Genomic DNA, 17,922 nt, shown 5'->3' on the forward strand with positions numbered 1-17,922 from the left:
GTGGCGTCTACAGCAACGGCTTCGATGAGACAGTCCGGGCCCGTGCCCTCGATCCCGGGCCAGGGGCCCGCGACCAGGCCGAACATGGTCGCGGTCGGCACGATGGTGTGGCTCTCCAGCGAGCTGATGTTCTTCGCGGCGCTCTTCGCCTTCTTCTTCACCCTCCGCGGCAATCTCCCGGAGCAGTGGAACGACCGGGTCGCCGAGCTCAACGTGCCGTTCGCCGCGGCGAACACGCTGATCCTCGTCATCTCCTCCGTGTGGTGCCAGCTCGGGGTGTGGCAGGCCGAGCGCGGCGTCGCCGCCCGGCCGGCCGGCGCCCGGATCACCGCGGTCAAGCAGTGGGGCATGCGGGAGTGGTACGTCCTCACGTACCTCTTCGGCTCGGTCTTCGTCGCCGGCCAGGTGCTCGAGTACGCCGAGCTCGTCCACGAGGGCATCACCCTCTCCACGGACTCGTTCAGCTCGATCTTCTACCTCTCCACCGGCTTCCACGGCATGCACGTGACCGGCGGGCTCATCGCCTTCCTCCTCATCATCGGGCGGACCTTCACGACCCGGCGGTACACCCACGCCCAGGCCACGGGCGCGGTCGTCACGTCGTACTACTGGCACTTCGTCGACGTCGTGTGGATCGCCCTCTTCGCGATGATCTACCTCCTCCCCGCCCCCGCCCTGTGACCCCGACGCCCGCCCGACGCCCCCACGCCGACGACAGGACCTCCTCGTGAACGCACTGGCAGCCCGCCGCCGCCACCCGGCGGCGATCGCCGTCCTCCTCATCCTCGGGCTCTTCCTCACCGGGGCGGTCTACACCGCGGTCGCCCCGAAGCCCGCGGACGCGACGACGGCCGCCCTGCCGGCCCAGACGGTCGAGGAGGGCAAGGCGCTCTTCCGGGCCAACTGCGCCTCGTGCCACGGCCTGAACGCCGAGGGGCGCGCCACCGGCACCGGGGACCAGATCGCCGGCCCGCCGCTCGCGGGCGTCGGCGCCGCCGCCGTCGACTTCCAGATGGGCACCGGCCGGATGCCGATGACGGCCCCGGCCGTGCAGGCTCCCCCGGACCGGGACGGCATCAAGTTCGAGCAGGAGGAGATCGACGCGATCGGTGCCTACATCGCCTCCCTCGCCCCCGGGCCGGCCGTCCCCAGCGACGAGGCCGTCGACCCCGCTCTAGGCGACCCCGCCAACGGCGGCAACCTCTTCCGCGTCAACTGCGCGATGTGCCACAACTTCGCCGGCTCCGGCGGCGCCCTGACCCGCGGCAAGTACGCCCCCGAGGTCCGTGGCGTCGAGGGCGTCCACATCTACGAGGCGATGCAGACCGGGCCGCAGAGCATGCCGGTCTTCAGCGACGAGAACATCACCCCCGAGGACAAGCGGGACATCATCGCCTTCCTCGACACCCTCGACGAGGAGACCAAGCCCGGGGGCCTCACGCTCGGCTCCCTCGGTCCCGTCACCGAGGGCCTCTTCGCCTGGGTCTTCGGGCTCGGGCTCCTCGTGGGCTGCGCCGTCTGGCTCGGCAGCAAAGCCGCCTAGCCCCCCGCCACCCCACCCCGTTCCCTCGAACCAGAGAGTCGGCACCCGATGAACGAGCAGGACCCGCACACCCCCGGCACCGAGGTCGGCCGCCCCGACCCCGCCGGTGACCCCGTGCGCCTCGACCAGGGCCACGTCGAGGGCACCGGCGGCCTCCCGGAGCGGTTCACCAACCCCGGACTCCCCACGCACGTCCAGCGGATGGCCGACGTCGACGAGAAGGCCGCCGACCGCGCCGAGAAGCAGGTCGCCGCGCTCTTCGGCATCTCGATCGTCGGCACGCTGCTGTTCATCGTCCTGTACTTCGCCGTCGACCTCCGGCAGACGGTCTTCATCCCGGGCGTCGGCACGATGAACGCCTCGCACGCCGCCCTCGGCGTGACGCTCGCGTTCTCGCTGCTCGGCATCGGCCTCGGCGCCGTGCACTGGGCCAAGACGCTCATGCCCGACCACGAGGTCGTCGAGGAGCGCCACCCGATGCGGGCGAGCGACGAGGACCGCGCCGAGGCCGTGCGCGTCGTCACCGAGGAGGGCGGCACGTCGCAGATCTCCCGCCGGCCGCTCATCAAGTACACCCTCGGCGGCGCCCTCGGGCTCTTCGCCCTCCCCCTGGGCATCCAGGTCGCCGGATCGCTCGGCGAGATGCCCCGTGCGAGCCTGTCCCAGACGTGGTGGAACGGCGGCCCCAGCGGCCCGCACGACGAGCCCGAGTTCACCCCGCTGCGCCTGATGAAGGACCCGGAGAACGTCCCGATCCTCGCCTCCGACGTGACGATCGGCTCCGTCTACCACGTGATGCCCGAGGGCCTGCTGCCCGACCCGGTGACGTACGAGGGCGGCGCCGAGCACCTGCTCGAGGAGAAGGCCAAGGCGGCCGTCCTCCTCATGCGCCTCGACCCCACCGTCATCCGCTCGCAGAAGGAGCTCGACTGGGGCTTCGAGGGCATCGTGGCGTACTCGAAGATCTGCACCCACGTCGGCTGTCCCGTCGGGCTCTACGAGCAGCAGACCCACCACCTGCTCTGCCCGTGCCACCAGTCAACCTTCGACGTGACCCAGGACTGCAAGGTGATCTTCGGTCCGGCCAAGCGTCCTCTGCCACAATTGCCCATATCCGTCGACGACGAGGGTTACCTCGTCTCCACCGCGCCGTTCGCCGAGGCGGTCGGCCCGAGCTTCTGGGAGCGTGGCTGAGATGACCGCCACCCCGAACCCCCGCCCCGCGGACGCCCTGCGCGACGGCGACGTCGCCCAGGCCGCACCGGCCTCCGCCGGCGCCCGCCGGGTCGGCGGCATCGCCGGCTGGGTCGACGACCGGACCGGGGCCGCCAAGCCGGTCGGCTACCTCATGAAGAAGGTCTTCCCGGACCACTGGTCCTTCATGCTGGGCGAGATCGCGATGTACTCGATGATCATCTGCCTGCTCACCGGGGTCTTCCTCACCTTCTGGTACATCCCGAGCGTCGGGCACGTGATCTACGACGGCAGCTACGTGCCGCTGCGCGGCGTCGAGATGTCCGAGGCCTACGCGTCGACCCTGAACATCTCGTTCGACATCAAGGGCGGGCTCATCATCCGCCAGATCCACCACTGGGCGGCGCTGCTCTTCACGGTGGCGATCGTCGTCCACATGTTCCGCGTCTTCTTCACCGGCGCGTTCCGCAAGCCCCGCGAGCTCAACTGGGTCATCGGCTCCGTCCTCGCGCTCCTCGCGATCATCGAGGGCTTCGCCGGCTACTCCCTCCCCGACGACCTGCTCTCGGGCACCGGCATCCGCGCCATGGCGGGCTTCGTGCAGACGGCGCCGGTCATCGGGACCTACCTCGTGTACGGCATCTTCGGCGGCCCCTACCCCGGCGAGATGATCATCCCGCGGCTGTACTCGGCGCACGTGCTGCTGCTGCCGGCGCTGCTCGTCGGGCTGTTCACCGTGCACATCGCGCTCGTCGCGCTGCAGAAGCACACCCAGTTCCCCGGGCCCGGCCGCACGAACGACAACGTCGTCGGCTACCCGGTGATGCCGGTGTACGCCGCGAAGGCCGGTGGGTTCTTCTTCATCGTCTTCGGTGTCATCGCCCTCATCTCGGCCGTCATCCAGATCAACCCGATCTGGGGGTACGGACCGTACGACCCCTCCCCCGTGACCGCCGGGTCGCAGCCCGACTGGTACATGGGATTCGCCGACGGTGCACTGCGGCTGTTGCCGGGCTGGCTCGAGTTCGAGTTCTGGGGCTACACGCTGTCGCTCAACATCGCGCTCGGGGCCCTGGTCCTGCTGCCCCTCGTCTACTTCGTCCTGGCGATCTACCCGTTCGTCGAACGCCTGGCCACGAAGGACGAGCGCGAGCACCACCTGCTCGAGCGTCCCCGCAACGCCCCGGTCCGCACCGGCATCGGGATGGCCGGCATCACCGCCTACTCGGTGACGATGTTCGCCGCGGGCAACGACATCATGGCGATCCGCCTCGGGCTGTCGATCAACGACATCACGTGGTTCTTCCGGATCGGCTTCTTCGTCCTGCCGATCATCGCGTTCTGGGTGACGAAGCGGACGTGCCTCGCCCTCCAGCGGCGTGACCGCGAGACGGTCCTCCACGGCCGCGAGTCCGGCACGATCATCCGGACCCCCGAGGGCCGGTTCTTCGAGCGCCACGAGACCCAGCTGCCCGAGGACCAGTGGATCCTCGTCCAGCACGAGGCCAAGCGGCCGCTCGAGATCGAGCCCGAGGTCGACGAGCACGGCGTGGTCCGCCCGGCGGCGCGCAAGGACCGGCTGCGGGCGGCCCTGTCGCGCTTCTACTTCGCGGACGCGGTCAACCCGGTCACCCCGGCCGAGCTCGCCGCCGCCCAGCACCACGGGCACGAGGCCGAGGCCATCGAACCGGCCGAGTCCTCGCAGCAGATCGAGTCGGCGGAGACCGCCGGACGCCGCTGACGCACCGCGCCCACCGACGACGGCCGCACCCCTCCCGGGTGCGGCCGTCGTCGTCCAGGACCGCGACGTCCCCGCTACCGGTCCCCCCGCCTAGGCTGACGTCATGACGCCCGACGGTGACGCCGTGCTCGACCTCCCGCGCAGCTCCCCCGAGGCCCACGGGGTCCCCTCGGAGGCACTCGCCCGCCTCCTGCGGCGCTGGGAGGACTCCGGGCTGGAGCCGCACGCCGTCGTCGTGCTCCGCGACGGCCACGTCGTCGCGGAGGCGTCGTGGGCCCCCTACGACTGTGACCGACCCGGCCTCGTCTACTCCGTGTCGAAGACCGTCACCGCCTGTGCGGTCGGGTTCGCCGTCGCCGAGGGACGGCTGGACCTCCAGGACCGGCTCGTCGACCTCTTCCCGGAGGCCGCCTCCGTCGCCGGTCCCCGCGCCGCAGCCCTCACCCTCCACGACGTCCTCGCGATGCGCACGGGCCACCGCGAGGACACCCTCGTCCACCGCGGACGGGGGGTGACGACCTTCCCGCAGACCTTCCTCGCCCGCGAGCCCGAGGACGAGGTCGGCTCGTTCGTCTACCACAACGGTGCGACCCTGCTCGCCGCCCTCGCCGTCCAGCGGGCGACCGGCGAACGGCTCACCGACTACCTGCGACCCCGCCTGTTCGAGCCGGTCGGCATCACGGGGACCTCCTGGCAGTCCTCCGAGGGTCTCGACATCGGGTTCTCCGGCCTGCACGTGAGCACGGAGTCGGTCGCCCGTCTCGGTGAGCTCGTCCGGTGCGACGGGCTGTGGCGGGGCCGTCGGGTACTGCCCGAGGGCTGGGTGCAGCAGATGACCGCCGTGCACACCGACACCTCGGCGCACCCGGAGTCGGCCGACTGGCAGCAGGGCTACGGCTACCAGATGTGGCGCTGCCGTCACGACGCCGTGCGGGCCGACGGGGCGTTCGGGCAGTTCTCGGTCGTCGTGCCGGACGCCCGCCTCGTGCTCGCGCTCACGTCCTGCACCGACCGCACCCAGGGGACCCTCGACGCCGTCTGGGAGGAGCTGTTGCCGGCGCTGTCCGACGAGCCGCTGCCGCCGGACCCGGACGCCGCGGCCCGCCTCGCCGAGTGGCTGGCCACGAGGAGTCTGCCGGTGCGCGCGTCGAGCGCCGAGCCGACGGGTGACGGGCCGTGGCGGTCCGAGCACACCCCGGTCCCCGATCACCCCCGCCTCACCGCGGTCACCGTGCGTCGCGGGACGCCCGGTGACGCCGCCGACTGGGTGCTCACCGTCGACGACGACGGAATCGTCGAGGTGCCCTGCGGGGACGGGTCCTGGGCCGGCGCCCGGCAGACGCCCTACGCCGCGACCGGCGGGTGGAGCGCCCCGGACACCTTCGAGGCGACCGTCGCCGCCGTGGAGACCCCGCACGCGCTGTCGGTGCGGCTGCACGCCGGGACCGTGAGCGCCCGGTGGAACGGCGTACCCCTCGGACCCCCGGTGCTCGGCCTCCTCCACGCCCCGGACGCCGACGGTCGGACCCGCTGACCGTGGACGCCCCGAGCCCCGAGGCGTTCGACGCCATCGTCGAGGACGCCCTGGACGAGGTCCCCGAGGAGCTCATGCGGATGCTCGACAACGTCGTGTTCCTCGTCGAGGACGAGCCGCCGCCGGAGGACCCCGAGCTGCTCGGGGTCTACGACGGCGTCCCGCTCACCGAGCGGGGCGACCTGTGGGCCGCGGGGGCCCTGCCGGACCGGATCGTGCTCTTCCGGGGTCCGCTCGCGCGGATGTGCCACGACATCGAGGAGCTGACCGACGAGATCGCGGTCACGGTCGTGCACGAGATCGCGCACCACTTCGGGATCGAGGAGGAGGCCCTGCACGACCTCGGCTGGGGGTGACCCCGCCGCTCAGAGGGCGTTCGGGCCCTTCCAGTACTCGAAGGTCCACGCGACCAGGGCCGGGGCGGCGAGGAACGCGCCGATAATGAAGAGCCACCACCCGACAGCGAGGCCCAGGAAGCACACCGCCGCGGCACCCGCGAGGAACAGCGGCTGCCAGCTGTGCGGGCTGAAGAAGCCGTAGTCCCCCTGGATCTCGTCGATCTCGCCGAGCGGGTCGTCGGACGGGTCCCGCTCGAGCTTGCGTCGGGTCATCCAGAGGTACCAGGCGATCATGAAGCCGAGGAGGCCGGCGAGCATGAGGCCGATGACGCCGACCCACTCGACACCCTGGACGAACGTCGAGGTCCAGCCCCAGTAGATCGCACAGACGACGAAGGCGAACACCCCGACGAGCAGGCCGATCTTCTCCATGGCGCGCACGGCGTCAGCTCCCCTTCTTCTCGTCGCCGTCGACCATCGAGGCGTCGTGCATGTCGGCCGGACCGAGCGCGCTCACGAGCGAGCTGTCCTTCTGGTGCCCGGCCTCGTACATCCCGGCCGGCGCGGCCTCGGGGTGGTGCAGGTCGAACGCGGGACGCTCGGACCGGATGCGGGGCATCGTGTCGAAGTTGTGCCGCGGGGGCGGGCAGGACGTCGCCCACTCCAGCGAGCCGCCGTAGCCCCACGGGTCGTCGGACTCCACGTGCGGGGCCGTCGTCGCGGTCTTCCAGATGTTGTAGAAGAACGGGATGAGGGAGGCCCCGAGGACGAAGGCGCCGATCGTCGAGATCTGGTTGCCGAGCGTGAACCCGTCCTCCGGCATGTAGTCGGCGTACCGCCGCGGCATGCCCTGCGCGCCGAGGATGTGCTGGACGAAGAACGTCGTGTGGAAGCCGACGAACAGCAGCCAGAAGTGGATCTTGCCGAGCGTCTCGTCGAGCATCTTCCCGGTGAGCTTCGGCCACCAGAAGTAGAAGCCGGCGAACATCGCGAAGACGACGGTGCCGAAGACGACGTAGTGGAAGTGCGCGACGACGAAGTAGCTGTCGGACAGCTGGAAGTCCAGGGCGGGGCTGGCGAGGATGATGCCGGTGAGCCCGCCGAACAGGAACGTCACGAGGAAGCCGAGCGACCACAGCATCGGCGTCGAGAAGTCGAGCTTGCCGCCCCACATCGTGCCGATCCAGTTGAAGAACTTCACCCCGGTCGGCACCGCGATGAGCATCGTCATGATCGCGAAGAACGGCAGGAGCACCTGACCGGTGACGTACATGTGGTGCGCCCACACCGAGACCGACAGGGCGGCGATGGCGATCGTCGCGTAGACGAGGGTCTTGTAGCCGAAGATCGGCTTGCGCGAGAACACCGGGAGGATCTCGGAGATGATGCCGAAGAACGGCAGCGCGATGATGTAGACCTCGGGGTGCCCGAAGAACCAGAAGATGTGCTGCCACATCATCGCTCCCCCGCTCTCGGGGGCGAAGATCTGGGCCCCGAAGCGGCGGTCGGCACCGAGCGCGAAGAGGGCCGCGGCGAGCGCCGGGAAGGCGATGAGCACGAGGATCGAGGTGACGAGCACCGTCCACGTGAAGATGGGCATCCGGAACATCGTCATGCCGGGGGCGCGCATCACGAGGATCGTCGTGATGAAGTTGACGGCGCCGAGGATCGTGCCGAACCCGCTGAGCGCGAGGCCGAACACCCACAGGTCGCCGCCGATGCCGGGGCTGTAGGTGGCGTCCGAGAGCGGGGCGTAGGCGAACCAGCCGAACGCCGCCGCGCCGGTGGGGGTGAGGAAGCCACCGGCCGCGATGAGCCCGCCGAACAGGTAGAGCCAGTACGCGAACATGTTGAGCCGCGGGAACGCGACGTCGGGGCTGCCGATCTGCAGCGGCATGAGCGCGTTGGCGAACGCCGCGAAGAGCGGCGTCGCGAACAGCAGCAGCATGATCGTGCCGTGCATCGTGAACATCTGGTTGTACTGCTCGGGGTTCTCGACGACCTGCAGCCCGGGCTCGGCGAGCTCGGCGCGGATGACGAGGGCGAGCACCCCGCCGATGAGGAACCAGATGAAGGCGGTGATGAAGTACAGGTTGCCGATGACCTTGTGGTCGGTCGTCGTGACCCACTTGACGACGAGAGCACCCGGCGAGGTCGTCCGGCTGCGGGACCTCGTCGTCGTGGACTCGCGCAGCATGGTGGAGTCGGTGGCGGCGCTCATCCTCAGTTCCCTTCGTCCGTCACGGTCTGGCCCTCCATGAGCTGCTCACGGTTGAGGGTGTTGTTGAGCAGACCGGTCTGACCGGCGGCCCGCAGGTCCGCCATGTGCGCCTCGTACTCCTCGCGGGAGACGACGTTGACGTTGAACAGCATCTGCGAGTGATAGGCGCCGCACAGCTCGGCGCACTTGCCCTTGAACTGCCCCTCCTGGGTCGGCACCACCTGGAAGCGGTTGACCCGGCCGGGGATCATGTCCATCTTGTGCAGGAACGCCGGCACCCAGAACGAGTGGATGACGTCACGGGCGGTGAGGACGAACTCGACCCGCTCGCCGACCGGCAGGTAGAGCGTCGGGATGGTCTCCTCCGCGCCCGGCTCACCCGTGAGGATCGCCTGGGTGCCGACCTCGTGGACGTCGTCCTCGAGGTAGTTGAAGTCCCAGCTCCACTGCTTGCCGACGACGTTGACGGTGACGTCCGGCTCCTGCGAGGTGTCGATGAGGGCGGCCTCGTCGCGTGCCGTGTAGTAGAAGAACACGACGACCATGAGCATCGGCACGACCGTGTAGAGGATCTCGATCGGGATGTTGTACCGCAGCTGCACGGGCAGCTGGGTGTCGTCCTTGCGACGGCGGTAGGCCACGACGCACCAGACGATGAGGCCGATGACGAGCAGACCGACCCCGATGAGGGTGATCCACGCGCCGATCCAGAGGTTCGTGACGCGGTCGCCGTCCTCGGTGACCGCGGGCGGGAGCCACCCCGTGGAGGCGTCGCCGCGCAGCTCTCCGCTGGCGCAGCCGCTGAGGGCGAGGACGGTGAGAGCCCCGAGGAGGGCCGTGATGCCACGGCGCCGACCGGCCCGCTCCGGCGTGGGGATGACGTGCTGCCGCACCGCTGCACCCTTCGTGTCGGTGAGTCTGGGAGAACGCCGTCACTCTACTGCACCGTCGTCACGCCGGACAGGAAGGGGGCTACCGTCGACAGCGTGGCACCAACGCCCCCGGACGCCCCCTCGCCCGCCCCCGTCGACCCCCCGTCCACGGGGGTGCTCGACGCCTCGCGCGGCCCCCTCCACCCGCTCGCCGCGGCGACCCTCACCGGGGCCCTCGACGCCGCGTGGGCGGACCCCTCCCGACGGCACGCCCCGGGGCGCCGGTCCCGCTCGCTCCTCGACACCACCCGGTCCGTGCTCGCCGGGGCGATGGGCGTCCGCCCGGACGACCTCTCGCTCCACGCGGGCGCCGAGGAGGCCCTCGTCACCGGCCTCACCGGCCTGACCCACGCCCGCCGGCGGGTGGGGACCGTGGTCGTCGCGACGGCCGTCGAGCGCTCCGTGGTCCTCCTGCGCGCCGGGGACGCCGAACCGGTCCCGGTCGACCGGCTCGGCCGCGTCGACGTCGACGCGTTCGCCGCCGCCGTCGCCGGGCCCGGGGTCGCCGCCGCCGTCGTCTCGACCGGCAACGCCGAGGTCGGCACGACGCAGCCGGTCGAGGACCTCGCCGCCCTGTGCCGGGACGCCGGCGTCCCGCTCCTCGTCGACGCGACCGCGTCCCTCGGACGCTCGCCGCTGCCCGCCGTCGGCGACGTGGTCGTCGCCGACGCCGCGTCCTTCGGAGGGCCGCCCCTCGGCCTCCTCGCCGTCCGGCCGGGGGTCCGCTGGGGGCTGCCCGCACCGCGGCTCGAGGCCGAGCACGGGCGTGCCCCGGCCGCGCCGTGGGTGCCGCTCGCGCTCGCCGCCGCCGAGGCCTGGCGGCAGGGCGAGGCGGCCGCCGACGACGACGCCTCGGCCGCCCGGGACCTCGTCGACCGCGTGCGCACGGCGGCCTCGCGGGTCCCGGACGTCGAGGTCGTCGGCGACCCTGCGGACCGGCTCCCCCACGTCGTGACGTTCAGCGTCCTCTTCGCCGACGGCGAGGTCCTCCTCGACGAGCTCGCGGGTCACGGGCTCGCCGTGGCGTCGGGGTCGGCGTGCACCTCGAGCGCCCTGCGCCCCAGCCACGTCCTCGCCGCGATGGGGGTGCTCACCCACGGCAACGTGCGGGTCACCCTCCCGCTCGCCTCCGTCTCCCCCGACCGAGAGCGCGACGTCGACCGGCTGTGCACCGCGCTGCCCGAGGTCGTCGCCGCGGTGCGGGCCCGGCTCGGGACGGACGCGTTGTGAGCGACGCCGGCCACGGTGCGCCCCCGCTGCTCGACGCCCGCGGCACGCGCTGCCCCGTCCCGGTGATCCGTGCGGCCCGGGCCTGCCGTGACCTGGACGACGGGGCGACGCTCGTCCTGCTCGCCGACGACGAGGCGGCCCGGTCCGACGTCCCCGCCTGGGCACGGATGCGGGGGCACGGCCTCACCGTGGAGGACGAGGACGGCTGGACCCGCTACACCGTGCTCGTCGGGGGCGGATCGCCGGACTGAACGGCGGCGAGGTCGGCCGGCGGCACGGCGGCGAGGTCGACCTGCGGCGCCTCGAGGGCGGCGCGGAGCCGCACGAGGTAGTCCTCCCGCCTCCACTCCTGGGCGCCCATCCGCCGCAGGTGGTCGGTCGCCCACTGGACGTCGACGATCCGGCGCGGGTCGCCGTCGGCGTGGAACCGGCGGACGAGCCCGACGAGCGCGACCTTCGAGGCGTCGCGCTCGGTGTGGAACATCGACTCCCCCGCGAACAGCCCACCGACCGACACGCCGTAGAGGCCGCCGACGAGGTCGCTCCCGCGCCACACCTCGACGCTGTGCGCCCAGCCGAGCTCGTGCAGCCCGGCGTACGCCCGCTCGACCTCGGGGGTGATCCACCGCCCCTCGCGGGAGGGGTCCGCGCACGCGGCGACGACGTCGGCGAACGCGGTGTCGACCGTCACCTCGAAGCGCGGCAGCACCTTGCGCAGCGACTTGCGCACCCGCAGGCCACCGGCCGGGATGACGCCGCGGGGGTCCGGGGACCACCAGCCGAGGGTGCCGTGACCTCCGGGGCCCAGCCCCATCGGGAAGAGGCCGATCCGGTAGGCCTCGAGGAGCGTGCCGGGCTCGAGGTCGGCGCCGGCGGCGACGAGGTCGTCACCCGGCGCCGCGCGGGCGGCGTCGAAGAGCCACGGGCTCGGCGCCGGCGGGACGGGAGGGAAGACCACGCTCGCCCCGCGGTCAGTCCTGACGGCAGCGGACGAACGGGACGATCTCCTCGGCCGCGTCAGGGCCGTAGGCCGCCTCGAACCGGTCGACGAACGAGCGCCGGGTCACCGTGTACTCCTGGGTGCCGACGGTCTCCAGGACGTGGGCGGCGAGGACCGACCCGAGCTGCGCGCAGCGCTCGTGGCCGAGCCCGCCGGCGAGCCCGACGAGGAAGCCGGCCCGGAAGGCGTCACCGACGCCGGTCGGGTCGACCCGCTCGACCTCGCCCGCGACCGGGACGTGGATCGTCTCCTCGCCCTTCGTGCGGACCTCGGCGCCGTCCTTGCCGCGGGTGATGACCCGGGTCGTGACGCGGTCGTCGATCTCCTCCTGGCTCCAGCCGGTCTTCGTCGAGGTCATGTGCGACTCGTACTCGTTCGTGAAGAGGTAGTCGGCGCCGTCGACGATCTTGCGGATGAACGGGCCGTCGGCGAAGGCCAGCTGCTGGGAGGGGTCGGCGACGAACGGGATGCCCCGGGTGCGGCACTCGTCGGTGTGCCGGAGCATCGCCTCGGGGTCGTCGGGACCGACGAGGACGAGGTCGAGGCCCCACCGCTCGTGGACCGGGCCGAGCTCGATCATTCGCGCCTCGCTCATCGCGCCGGCGTAGAAGGTCGCGATCTGCGCCATGTCGTCGTCGGTCGTGCAGACGAACCGCGCGGTGTGCGCGGTCTCGGACACGCGCACGTGGTCGGTGACGACGCCGTGCCGGGACAGCCAGCTGCGGTACTCCCCGAAGTCCTCGCCGACGGCGCCGACGATGATCGGGCGGGCCCCGAGGACCCCCATCCCGAAGCAGATGTTGCCCGCGACGCCCCCGCGCCGGATCTCGAGCCGGTCGGCGAGGAAGCTCACCGAGATCTTGTCGAGCTGCTCGACGACGAGGGAGTCGGCGAACCTCCCACGGAAGGTCATGAGGTGGTCGGTGGCGATGGACCCGGTGACGGCGATCTGCACGTCGGTCAACCTACCGTCCCGCCGGGGACGCGGACGGGCCCGGTCAGCCGAAGCTGTCGCCGCAGGCGCAGGAGCTGCCTGCGTTCGGGTTGTCGATCGTGAAGCCCTGCTTCTCGATGGTGTCGGAGAAGTCGATCGTCGCGCCGTCGAGGTACGGGGCGCTCATCCGGTCGACGACGACCTCGACACCGTCGAAGTCGCGGACGAGGTCACCGTCGAGGGTGCGCTCGTCGAAGTAGAGCTGGTAGATGAGACCGGAGCAGCCGCCGGGCTGGACGCCGACGCGCAGGCGCAGGTCGTCGCGACCCTCCTGCGCGAGCAGGGACGCGACCTTGGAGGCGGCCACGTCGGTGACGACGACGCCGTGCGTCGCGGTCTCGGTGGCCTCGGTGGTCTGGAGCTGGTCGCTCATCGGAGGACTCCTCGTGCATCGGTGGAGGTGGCCGGTGGGCCCGTCACGAGGGAGAACCACGCACGGGGCCCCGGGTGTTCCCGGACGTCCTCCACTGTACGTCCCCCCACCGACGGCGGCGGACACCGACCGGGGTCAGCGGGCCGGCGACCAGGTCCGGGCCACCCGCGCGGTCCGGGCGCGCAACGTCGCGACGGGGTCCGCGACGAGCGCGTCCCGCTCGTGCGGCTGTTCGGCGACGGCGTAGACCCCGGCGAGGCCCATCGTCATCGTCTCGCGCCGCCCGACGAGGCACTCCCCCGCGACGGCGACGACCGGACGGGCGGTCTCCATCGTCGCCTCGGCCACCCCGGACACCACCGAGCCGCGCACGGCGGTCCAGTCCAGGCGTCCGGTGCCGGTGACGACGAGGTCGCTGCCGGCGGCCGCCACCCCGAAGCCGGTGACCCGCAGGACCTCCGCGACCGCGCCGACCGGCCGGGCCCCGAGCGCGAGGAGCGCGTGGCCGAGACCCCCCGCCGCGCCGGCGCCCGGCTCGCGGTCGAGCCGTCGGGGCCGTCCGGTGAGCAGGTCCGTCGGGGCGGGGAGCACCCGGCCGAGGACGTCGGTGAAGTGCCCGAGCGCCGACTCGAGCCGCTGGGACTGCTCCGCGGAGGCGCCCTTGGCCGGCGCGTCGACCGCGCTCGTGCCGGAGAGGCCGAGCAGCGGGGTCTCGTCGTCCGTCGCGAGGACGAGCTCGACGTCCCGCAGCCGGTCCACGACCCCCGCGAGCCCGACGAGCGCCGACTCGTCGGCCTCCCGCAGCGCGAGCCCGCCGCGGGCCAGGGCCGAGGCCGGCCCCGCGCCGAGGGCGGCGAGCATCCCCGCCCCGGCGTCGTTCGTCCCGCTGCCCCCGACGCCGACGACGACCCGCGTCGCCCCCTCGGCGACGGCGACCTCGAGGAGCTCGCCGACGCCCCACGTGCTCGTGACCCCGGGGTCGCGCTCGTCCGCGGCGAGCAGGTGCAGCCCGCTCGCCTGCGCGGCCTCGACCCACGCGGTGCGGCGCCCGCCCTCGTCGACGAGGAGCACCCCCGCGGGGACCTCGCGGCCGAGGGGGTCGCTCACGGTCGTCGCGACCGTCGTCCCGCCGACGGCCTGCTGGACGACGTCGACCAGCCCCGGCCCCCCGTCGGACAGCGGGAGCGTCCGCAGGTCGTCGTGGGGGGCGCCGTCGGCCCAGCCCTGCGCCATCGCCGCCGCCACCTGGGTGGCGCCGAGGGTGGACCCGAAGGCGTCCGGGGCGATGAGGACTCGCACCGGGCGAGCGTATCGGGGGGCGGGGTCGGGGCGGCTGTCGGTGGGGCAACCTAGCGTCGGGTCGACGGCTCGCGGTGGGCCGGCCCCCGGAGGAGGACGAGATGACGAGCGACGAGACCCCGATGGCCCCGAGCGTCGGCGACGGCGACGAGCGGGGCGACCTGCTCGAGTCGCTCGCGACCCAGCGGTACCTGCTCCTCATGACGGTCGACGGGCTGAGCGACGAGCAGGCGGCGGCGACCCCGACGGTCAGCAGCCTCTGCCTCGGCGGCATCGTCAAGCACGTGACGCTCATGGAGCGTCAGTGGACGGCGTTCGCCCGCAGCGGGGAGATGGGCGGCGACGAGCAGGAGTTCACCGACTCCTTCCGGATGCTGCCGGGCGAGACGCTCGCCGGGCTCGTCGAGGACCTGCACCGGGCGGCCGCCGACACCGACACCGCGGTCCGGGAGATCCCGGACCTCGGCACGACGCACCCGCTACCGCCGGCCCCGTGGTTCGCGCCCGGTGCCGTCCGGTCGGCCCGCCGCTCCTTCGTCCACCTCGTCGCCGAGGTGGCGCAGCACGCGGGGCACGCCGACATCCTCCGCGAGTCGGTCGACGGTCGTCGCACGATGGGGTGAGGCATACGATCGGGGGCGTGAGCACCACGACCAGCACGTCGCCGCACGCACCCCTCCCCCTGCTCGTCCTCGGACAGGGACGCGACCTCGCCACGGAACGTGGGGTCGAGTGTCCCGGCGACCTTCCGGCGCCGTCGGACCCGGGCCTCGTCGAGCGCGCCCGTGCGGCCAAGGCGGCGCTCGGCGACCGGCTGTTCGTCCTCGGCCACCACTACCAGCGCGACGAGGTCATCGAGTTCGCCGACGTCACCGGCGACAGCTTCAAGCTCGCCAAGGAGGCCGCGGCCAGGCCGGACGCCGAGTACGTCGTCTTCTGCGGCGTCCACTTCATGGCCGAGTCCGCCGACATCCTCACCGCCGACGCCCAGCAGGTCGTCCTGCCCGACCTCGCCGCCGGGTGCTCGATGGCCGACATGGCCGCGATCGACCAGGTCGAGGACTGCTGGGAGCAGCTCGCCGAGGCCGGGGTCGCCGACACGACCGTGCCCGTGACGTACATGAACTCCTCCGCGGCCATCAAGTCCTTCACCGGCCGGCACGGCGGGACGATCTGCACGTCCTCGAACGCGAGGACCGCGCTGTCCTGGGCGCTCGAGCAGGCCGGCGACGGCGGCAAGGTGCTCTTCCTCCCGGACCAGCACCTCGGTCGCAACACCTACGCCCGCGACCTCGGCGGCGCGCTCGAGGACTGCGTCGTGTGGGACCCGCACCGGCCGATGGGCGGCCTCACCGTCGAGCAGCTGCGCGACGCGACGATGATCCTCTGGCGCGGGCACTGCTCGGTCCACGGCCGGTTCTCGGTCGAGGCCGTCGAGGCCGCACGCCGCGAGATCCCCGACGTCAAGGTCATCGTCCACCCGGAGTGCCGCAACGAGGTCGTCGAGCTCGCCGACGAGGTCGGCTCGACGGAGAAGATCATCAAGACGATCGCCGCGGCCCCGGCCGGGACCTCGTGGGCCGTCGGGACCGAGCTCAACCTCGTCCGCCGGCTCGCCGCGCAGTTCCCCGAGCAGCGGATCGTCTTCCTCGAGAAGAACGTCTGCTACTGCTCGACGATGAACCGCATCGACCTGCCGCACCTCGTGTGGGCGCTGGAGTCGCTCGTCGACGGGCGGGTCGTCAACGAGATCCGGGTCGACGAGGACACCGCGCACTGGGCGCGGGTCGCGCTCGACCGGATGCTCGCCCTGCCCGGCGAGACCGCGAAGGACTGAGCCGCCCCGACCGGGCTGCCGGCCAGGGCGTCAGTGGCCGCCGCCGAGGTGGCCGGCGAGCCGCTCGTGCCGGTCCGCGCTGTGACCGCCCAGCCCGACGACCTGGACCGTCTTGCCCTTGCTCGCGTACCGGGTCGTCACGGCGTCGAGGGCCGCGACGCTCGAGGCGTCCCAGACCCGGGCCGCGGTGAGGTCCACCACGACGTTCGCGGGGTCGCCGACGTAGTCGAACTGGCCGACGAGGTCGTTGCTCGAGGCGAAGAACAGCTCGCCCTCGACGGCGTAGACCTTCGTGTCGTGGGCGTCGGTCGGCACCTCCCGGACCACGGTGAGGTGGGCGACGCGGCGGGCGAAGAGCACCATCGCGGTGAGCACGCCGACGACGACGCCGATCGCGAGGTTGTGGGTGGCGACGACCACCGCGACGGTGACGACCATGACGAGGGTCTCGCTGCGGGGCATCCGGCGCAGGGTGGCCGGGCGGATGCTGTGCCAGTCGAAGGTCGCGACCGAGACCATGATCATGACGGCGACGAGCGCGGCCATCGGGATGAGCGCGACGAGGTCGCCGAGCACGACGACGAGGATGAGCAGGAAGACCCCGGCGAGGAAGGTCGAGATCCGGGTCCGGGCGCGGGAGGTCTTGACGTTGATCATCGTCTGGCCGATCATCGCGCAGCCGCCCATACCGCCGAAGAAGCCGGTGATGACGTTCGCGGCGCCCTGACCCCACGACTCGCGGGTCTTGCTCGAGTGGGTGTCGGTGATCTCGTCGACGAGCTTGGCCGTCATGAGCGACTCCATGAGGCCGACGAGCGCCATCGCGAGGGCGTACGGGGCGATGATCCGCAGCGTCTCGAGCGTCCACGGCACGTCGGGCACGAGAAGGGCGGGCAGGCTGTCCGGGAGCGCGCCCTCGTCCCCGACGGTCGGCACGGAGACCGCGGCGACGACGGTCACGGCGGTGAGCGCGACGATCGCGACGAGCGGCGACGGGACCGCCGTCGTCACCTTCGGCAGCCACACGATGACGGCGAGCGCCACGGCGACGAGCGGGTAGACGACCCACGGCACGTCGACGAGGTGGGGCAGCTGCGCCATGAAGATGAGGATGGCGAGCGAGTTGACGAACCCGACCATGACCGAGCGCGGGACGAAGCGCATGAGCTTCGCGACCCCGAGGACGGCGAGGACGACCTGGATCAGACCGCCGAGGACGACGGTCGCGAGGAGGTGGTCGAGGCCGTACTCCCGCACGACCGGCGCGATGACGAGGGCGATCGCGCCGGTGGCGGCGGAGATCATCGCCGGACGACCGCCGAGGAAGGCGATGGAGACGGCCATCGTGAAGGAGGCGAAGAGCCCGACGCGGGGGTCGACGCCGGCGATGATCGAGAAGGAGATCGCCTCGGGGATGAGGGCGAGCGCGACGACGAGGCCGGCGAGGACCTCGGTGCGCAGCCGCTGCGGGGAGCGCAGGGCCGCCCGCACGGAGGTGGTCTCCTCCTCGTGCGGGAACGGGTGCAGCTCGGCGTCGGCGGGAACGGGACGGGACACGGGTGCTCCGAGGGGTCGGCGGTGGTCGCCCCGGGCACACCGGGGCAGGCCCCGCACGTCGTCGGGCAGGACTTCAGGTCTGGTGTCGTGGAGCGTCGACGCCTGGTCGCGGCGGACGCAGCGGACCCA

The 17,922-nt window shown here is 72.3% G+C and carries 18 protein-coding genes; 10 read left to right on the forward strand and 8 right to left on the reverse strand.

The features are described 5' to 3' along the window. Positions 1-24: 24 nt before the first annotated feature. The 6 genes from ctaE (at position 25) to KC207_RS07655 (ending at position 6,368) form a co-directional block, all read left to right on the forward strand. Positions 25-681, forward strand: a complete 657-nt coding sequence (ctaE, locus tag KC207_RS07630) for an aa3-type cytochrome oxidase subunit III (protein WP_437179126.1) — start codon at positions 25-27, stop codon at positions 679-681. Between the two features lie 46 nt (positions 682-727). Continuing rightward, positions 728-1,543, forward strand: a complete 816-nt coding sequence (gene qcrC / locus KC207_RS07635) for a cytochrome bc1 complex diheme cytochrome c subunit (RefSeq protein ID WP_211602417.1) — start codon at positions 728-730, stop codon at positions 1,541-1,543. A 48-nt stretch (positions 1,544-1,591) separates the two neighbouring features. After that, positions 1,592-2,737 carry a cytochrome bc1 complex Rieske iron-sulfur subunit gene (gene qcrA / locus KC207_RS07640; RefSeq protein WP_211602418.1) on the forward strand — a complete coding sequence of 382 codons (1,146 nt, stop codon included), beginning with the start codon at positions 1,592-1,594 and terminating at the stop codon, positions 2,735-2,737. Position 2,738: 1 nt separating this feature from the next. Beyond that, entirely contained in the window at positions 2,739-4,478 is a 1,740-nt protein-coding gene (gene qcrB / locus KC207_RS07645) for a cytochrome bc1 complex cytochrome b subunit (RefSeq protein WP_211602419.1), read from the forward strand. 103 nt (positions 4,479-4,581) lie between these two features. Further along, entirely contained in the window at positions 4,582-6,012 is a 1,431-nt protein-coding gene (locus tag KC207_RS07650; RefSeq protein WP_211602420.1) for a serine hydrolase domain-containing protein, read from the forward strand. A gap of 2 nt (positions 6,013-6,014) precedes the next feature. Next, positions 6,015-6,368 (forward strand): metallopeptidase family protein, encoded by a 354-nt coding sequence (locus KC207_RS07655; protein WP_249138624.1) that lies wholly within the window; start codon positions 6,015-6,017, stop codon positions 6,366-6,368. A 9-nt stretch (positions 6,369-6,377) separates the two neighbouring features. Here KC207_RS07655 and KC207_RS07660 read toward each other — a convergent pair whose 3' ends face one another. From KC207_RS07660 to ctaC, 3 genes are read right to left on the reverse strand one after another with little or no spacing between them, the layout of a single operon-like run. Further along, the gene (locus KC207_RS07660) at positions 6,378-6,782 is read right to left on the reverse strand and encodes a cytochrome c oxidase subunit 4 (protein ID WP_249138641.1); all 405 of its coding nucleotides are present in this window, start codon (positions 6,780-6,782) and stop codon (positions 6,378-6,380) included. Positions 6,783-6,795: 13 nt separating this feature from the next. Next, positions 6,796-8,547, reverse strand: coding sequence for an aa3-type cytochrome oxidase subunit I (gene ctaD, locus KC207_RS07665; protein ID WP_211602547.1), 1,752 nt, complete (start codon positions 8,545-8,547; stop codon positions 6,796-6,798). Positions 8,548-8,573: 26 nt separating this feature from the next. Then, the gene (gene ctaC, locus KC207_RS07670; RefSeq protein ID WP_249138625.1) at positions 8,574-9,464 is read right to left on the reverse strand and encodes an aa3-type cytochrome oxidase subunit II; all 891 of its coding nucleotides are present in this window, start codon (positions 9,462-9,464) and stop codon (positions 8,574-8,576) included. Positions 9,465-9,557: 93 nt separating this feature from the next. Here ctaC and KC207_RS07675 point away from each other — a divergent pair, with 93 nt between their 5' ends. Both KC207_RS07675 and KC207_RS07680 read left to right on the forward strand, forming a co-directional pair. Next, complete coding sequence (locus KC207_RS07675) at positions 9,558-10,733, forward strand: aminotransferase class V-fold PLP-dependent enzyme (protein WP_249138626.1); 1,176 nt, start codon at positions 9,558-9,560, stop codon at positions 10,731-10,733. Next, positions 10,730-10,984, forward strand: a complete 255-nt coding sequence (locus tag KC207_RS07680) for a sulfurtransferase TusA family protein (protein ID WP_211602422.1) — start codon at positions 10,730-10,732, stop codon at positions 10,982-10,984. The genes KC207_RS07675 and KC207_RS07680 overlap by 4 nt, the downstream gene beginning before the upstream one ends. On the opposite strand, the gene aat is transcribed toward KC207_RS07680, so the two are convergent. The 4 genes from aat to KC207_RS07700 all read right to left on the reverse strand — a co-directional run bounded on the left by aat (position 10,948) and on the right by KC207_RS07700 (position 14,399). Next, the gene (gene aat / locus KC207_RS07685) at positions 10,948-11,691 is read right to left on the reverse strand and encodes a leucyl/phenylalanyl-tRNA--protein transferase (protein WP_211602423.1); all 744 of its coding nucleotides are present in this window, start codon (positions 11,689-11,691) and stop codon (positions 10,948-10,950) included. The two genes, KC207_RS07680 and aat, sit on opposite strands and share 37 nt — an antisense overlap. A gap of 13 nt (positions 11,692-11,704) precedes the next feature. After that, positions 11,705-12,688, reverse strand: a complete 984-nt coding sequence (locus tag KC207_RS07690) for a carbohydrate kinase family protein (RefSeq protein WP_211602424.1) — start codon at positions 12,686-12,688, stop codon at positions 11,705-11,707. Positions 12,689-12,731: 43 nt separating this feature from the next. After that, on the reverse strand, positions 12,732-13,100 hold the full coding sequence (locus KC207_RS07695; RefSeq protein WP_211602425.1) for a HesB/IscA family protein: 369 nt from the start codon (positions 13,098-13,100) through the stop codon (positions 12,732-12,734). Positions 13,101-13,235: 135 nt separating this feature from the next. Then, the gene (locus tag KC207_RS07700; RefSeq protein WP_211602426.1) at positions 13,236-14,399 is read right to left on the reverse strand and encodes a glycerate kinase family protein; all 1,164 of its coding nucleotides are present in this window, start codon (positions 14,397-14,399) and stop codon (positions 13,236-13,238) included. Positions 14,400-14,500: 101 nt separating this feature from the next. Here KC207_RS07700 and KC207_RS07705 point away from each other — a divergent pair, with 101 nt between their 5' ends. Together KC207_RS07705 and nadA are read left to right on the forward strand one after the other, a co-directional pair. Then, positions 14,501-15,022, forward strand: a complete 522-nt coding sequence (locus KC207_RS07705) for a DinB family protein (protein WP_249138627.1) — start codon at positions 14,501-14,503, stop codon at positions 15,020-15,022. Between the two features lie 17 nt (positions 15,023-15,039). Further along, positions 15,040-16,236, forward strand: coding sequence for a quinolinate synthase NadA (gene nadA, locus KC207_RS07710; protein ID WP_437179127.1), 1,197 nt, complete (start codon positions 15,040-15,042; stop codon positions 16,234-16,236). Between the two features lie 30 nt (positions 16,237-16,266). Here the strand turns inward: nadA and KC207_RS07715 are convergent, their stop codons facing one another. Continuing rightward, on the reverse strand, positions 16,267-17,793 hold the full coding sequence (locus tag KC207_RS07715; protein ID WP_437179128.1) for a SulP family inorganic anion transporter: 1,527 nt from the start codon (positions 17,791-17,793) through the stop codon (positions 16,267-16,269). Positions 17,794-17,922 lie beyond the last annotated feature (129 nt).

It is taken from the genome of Phycicoccus avicenniae (assembly GCF_018139485.1).
Classification (GTDB): Bacteria; Actinomycetota; Actinomycetes; order Actinomycetales; family Dermatophilaceae; genus Phycicoccus; species Phycicoccus avicenniae.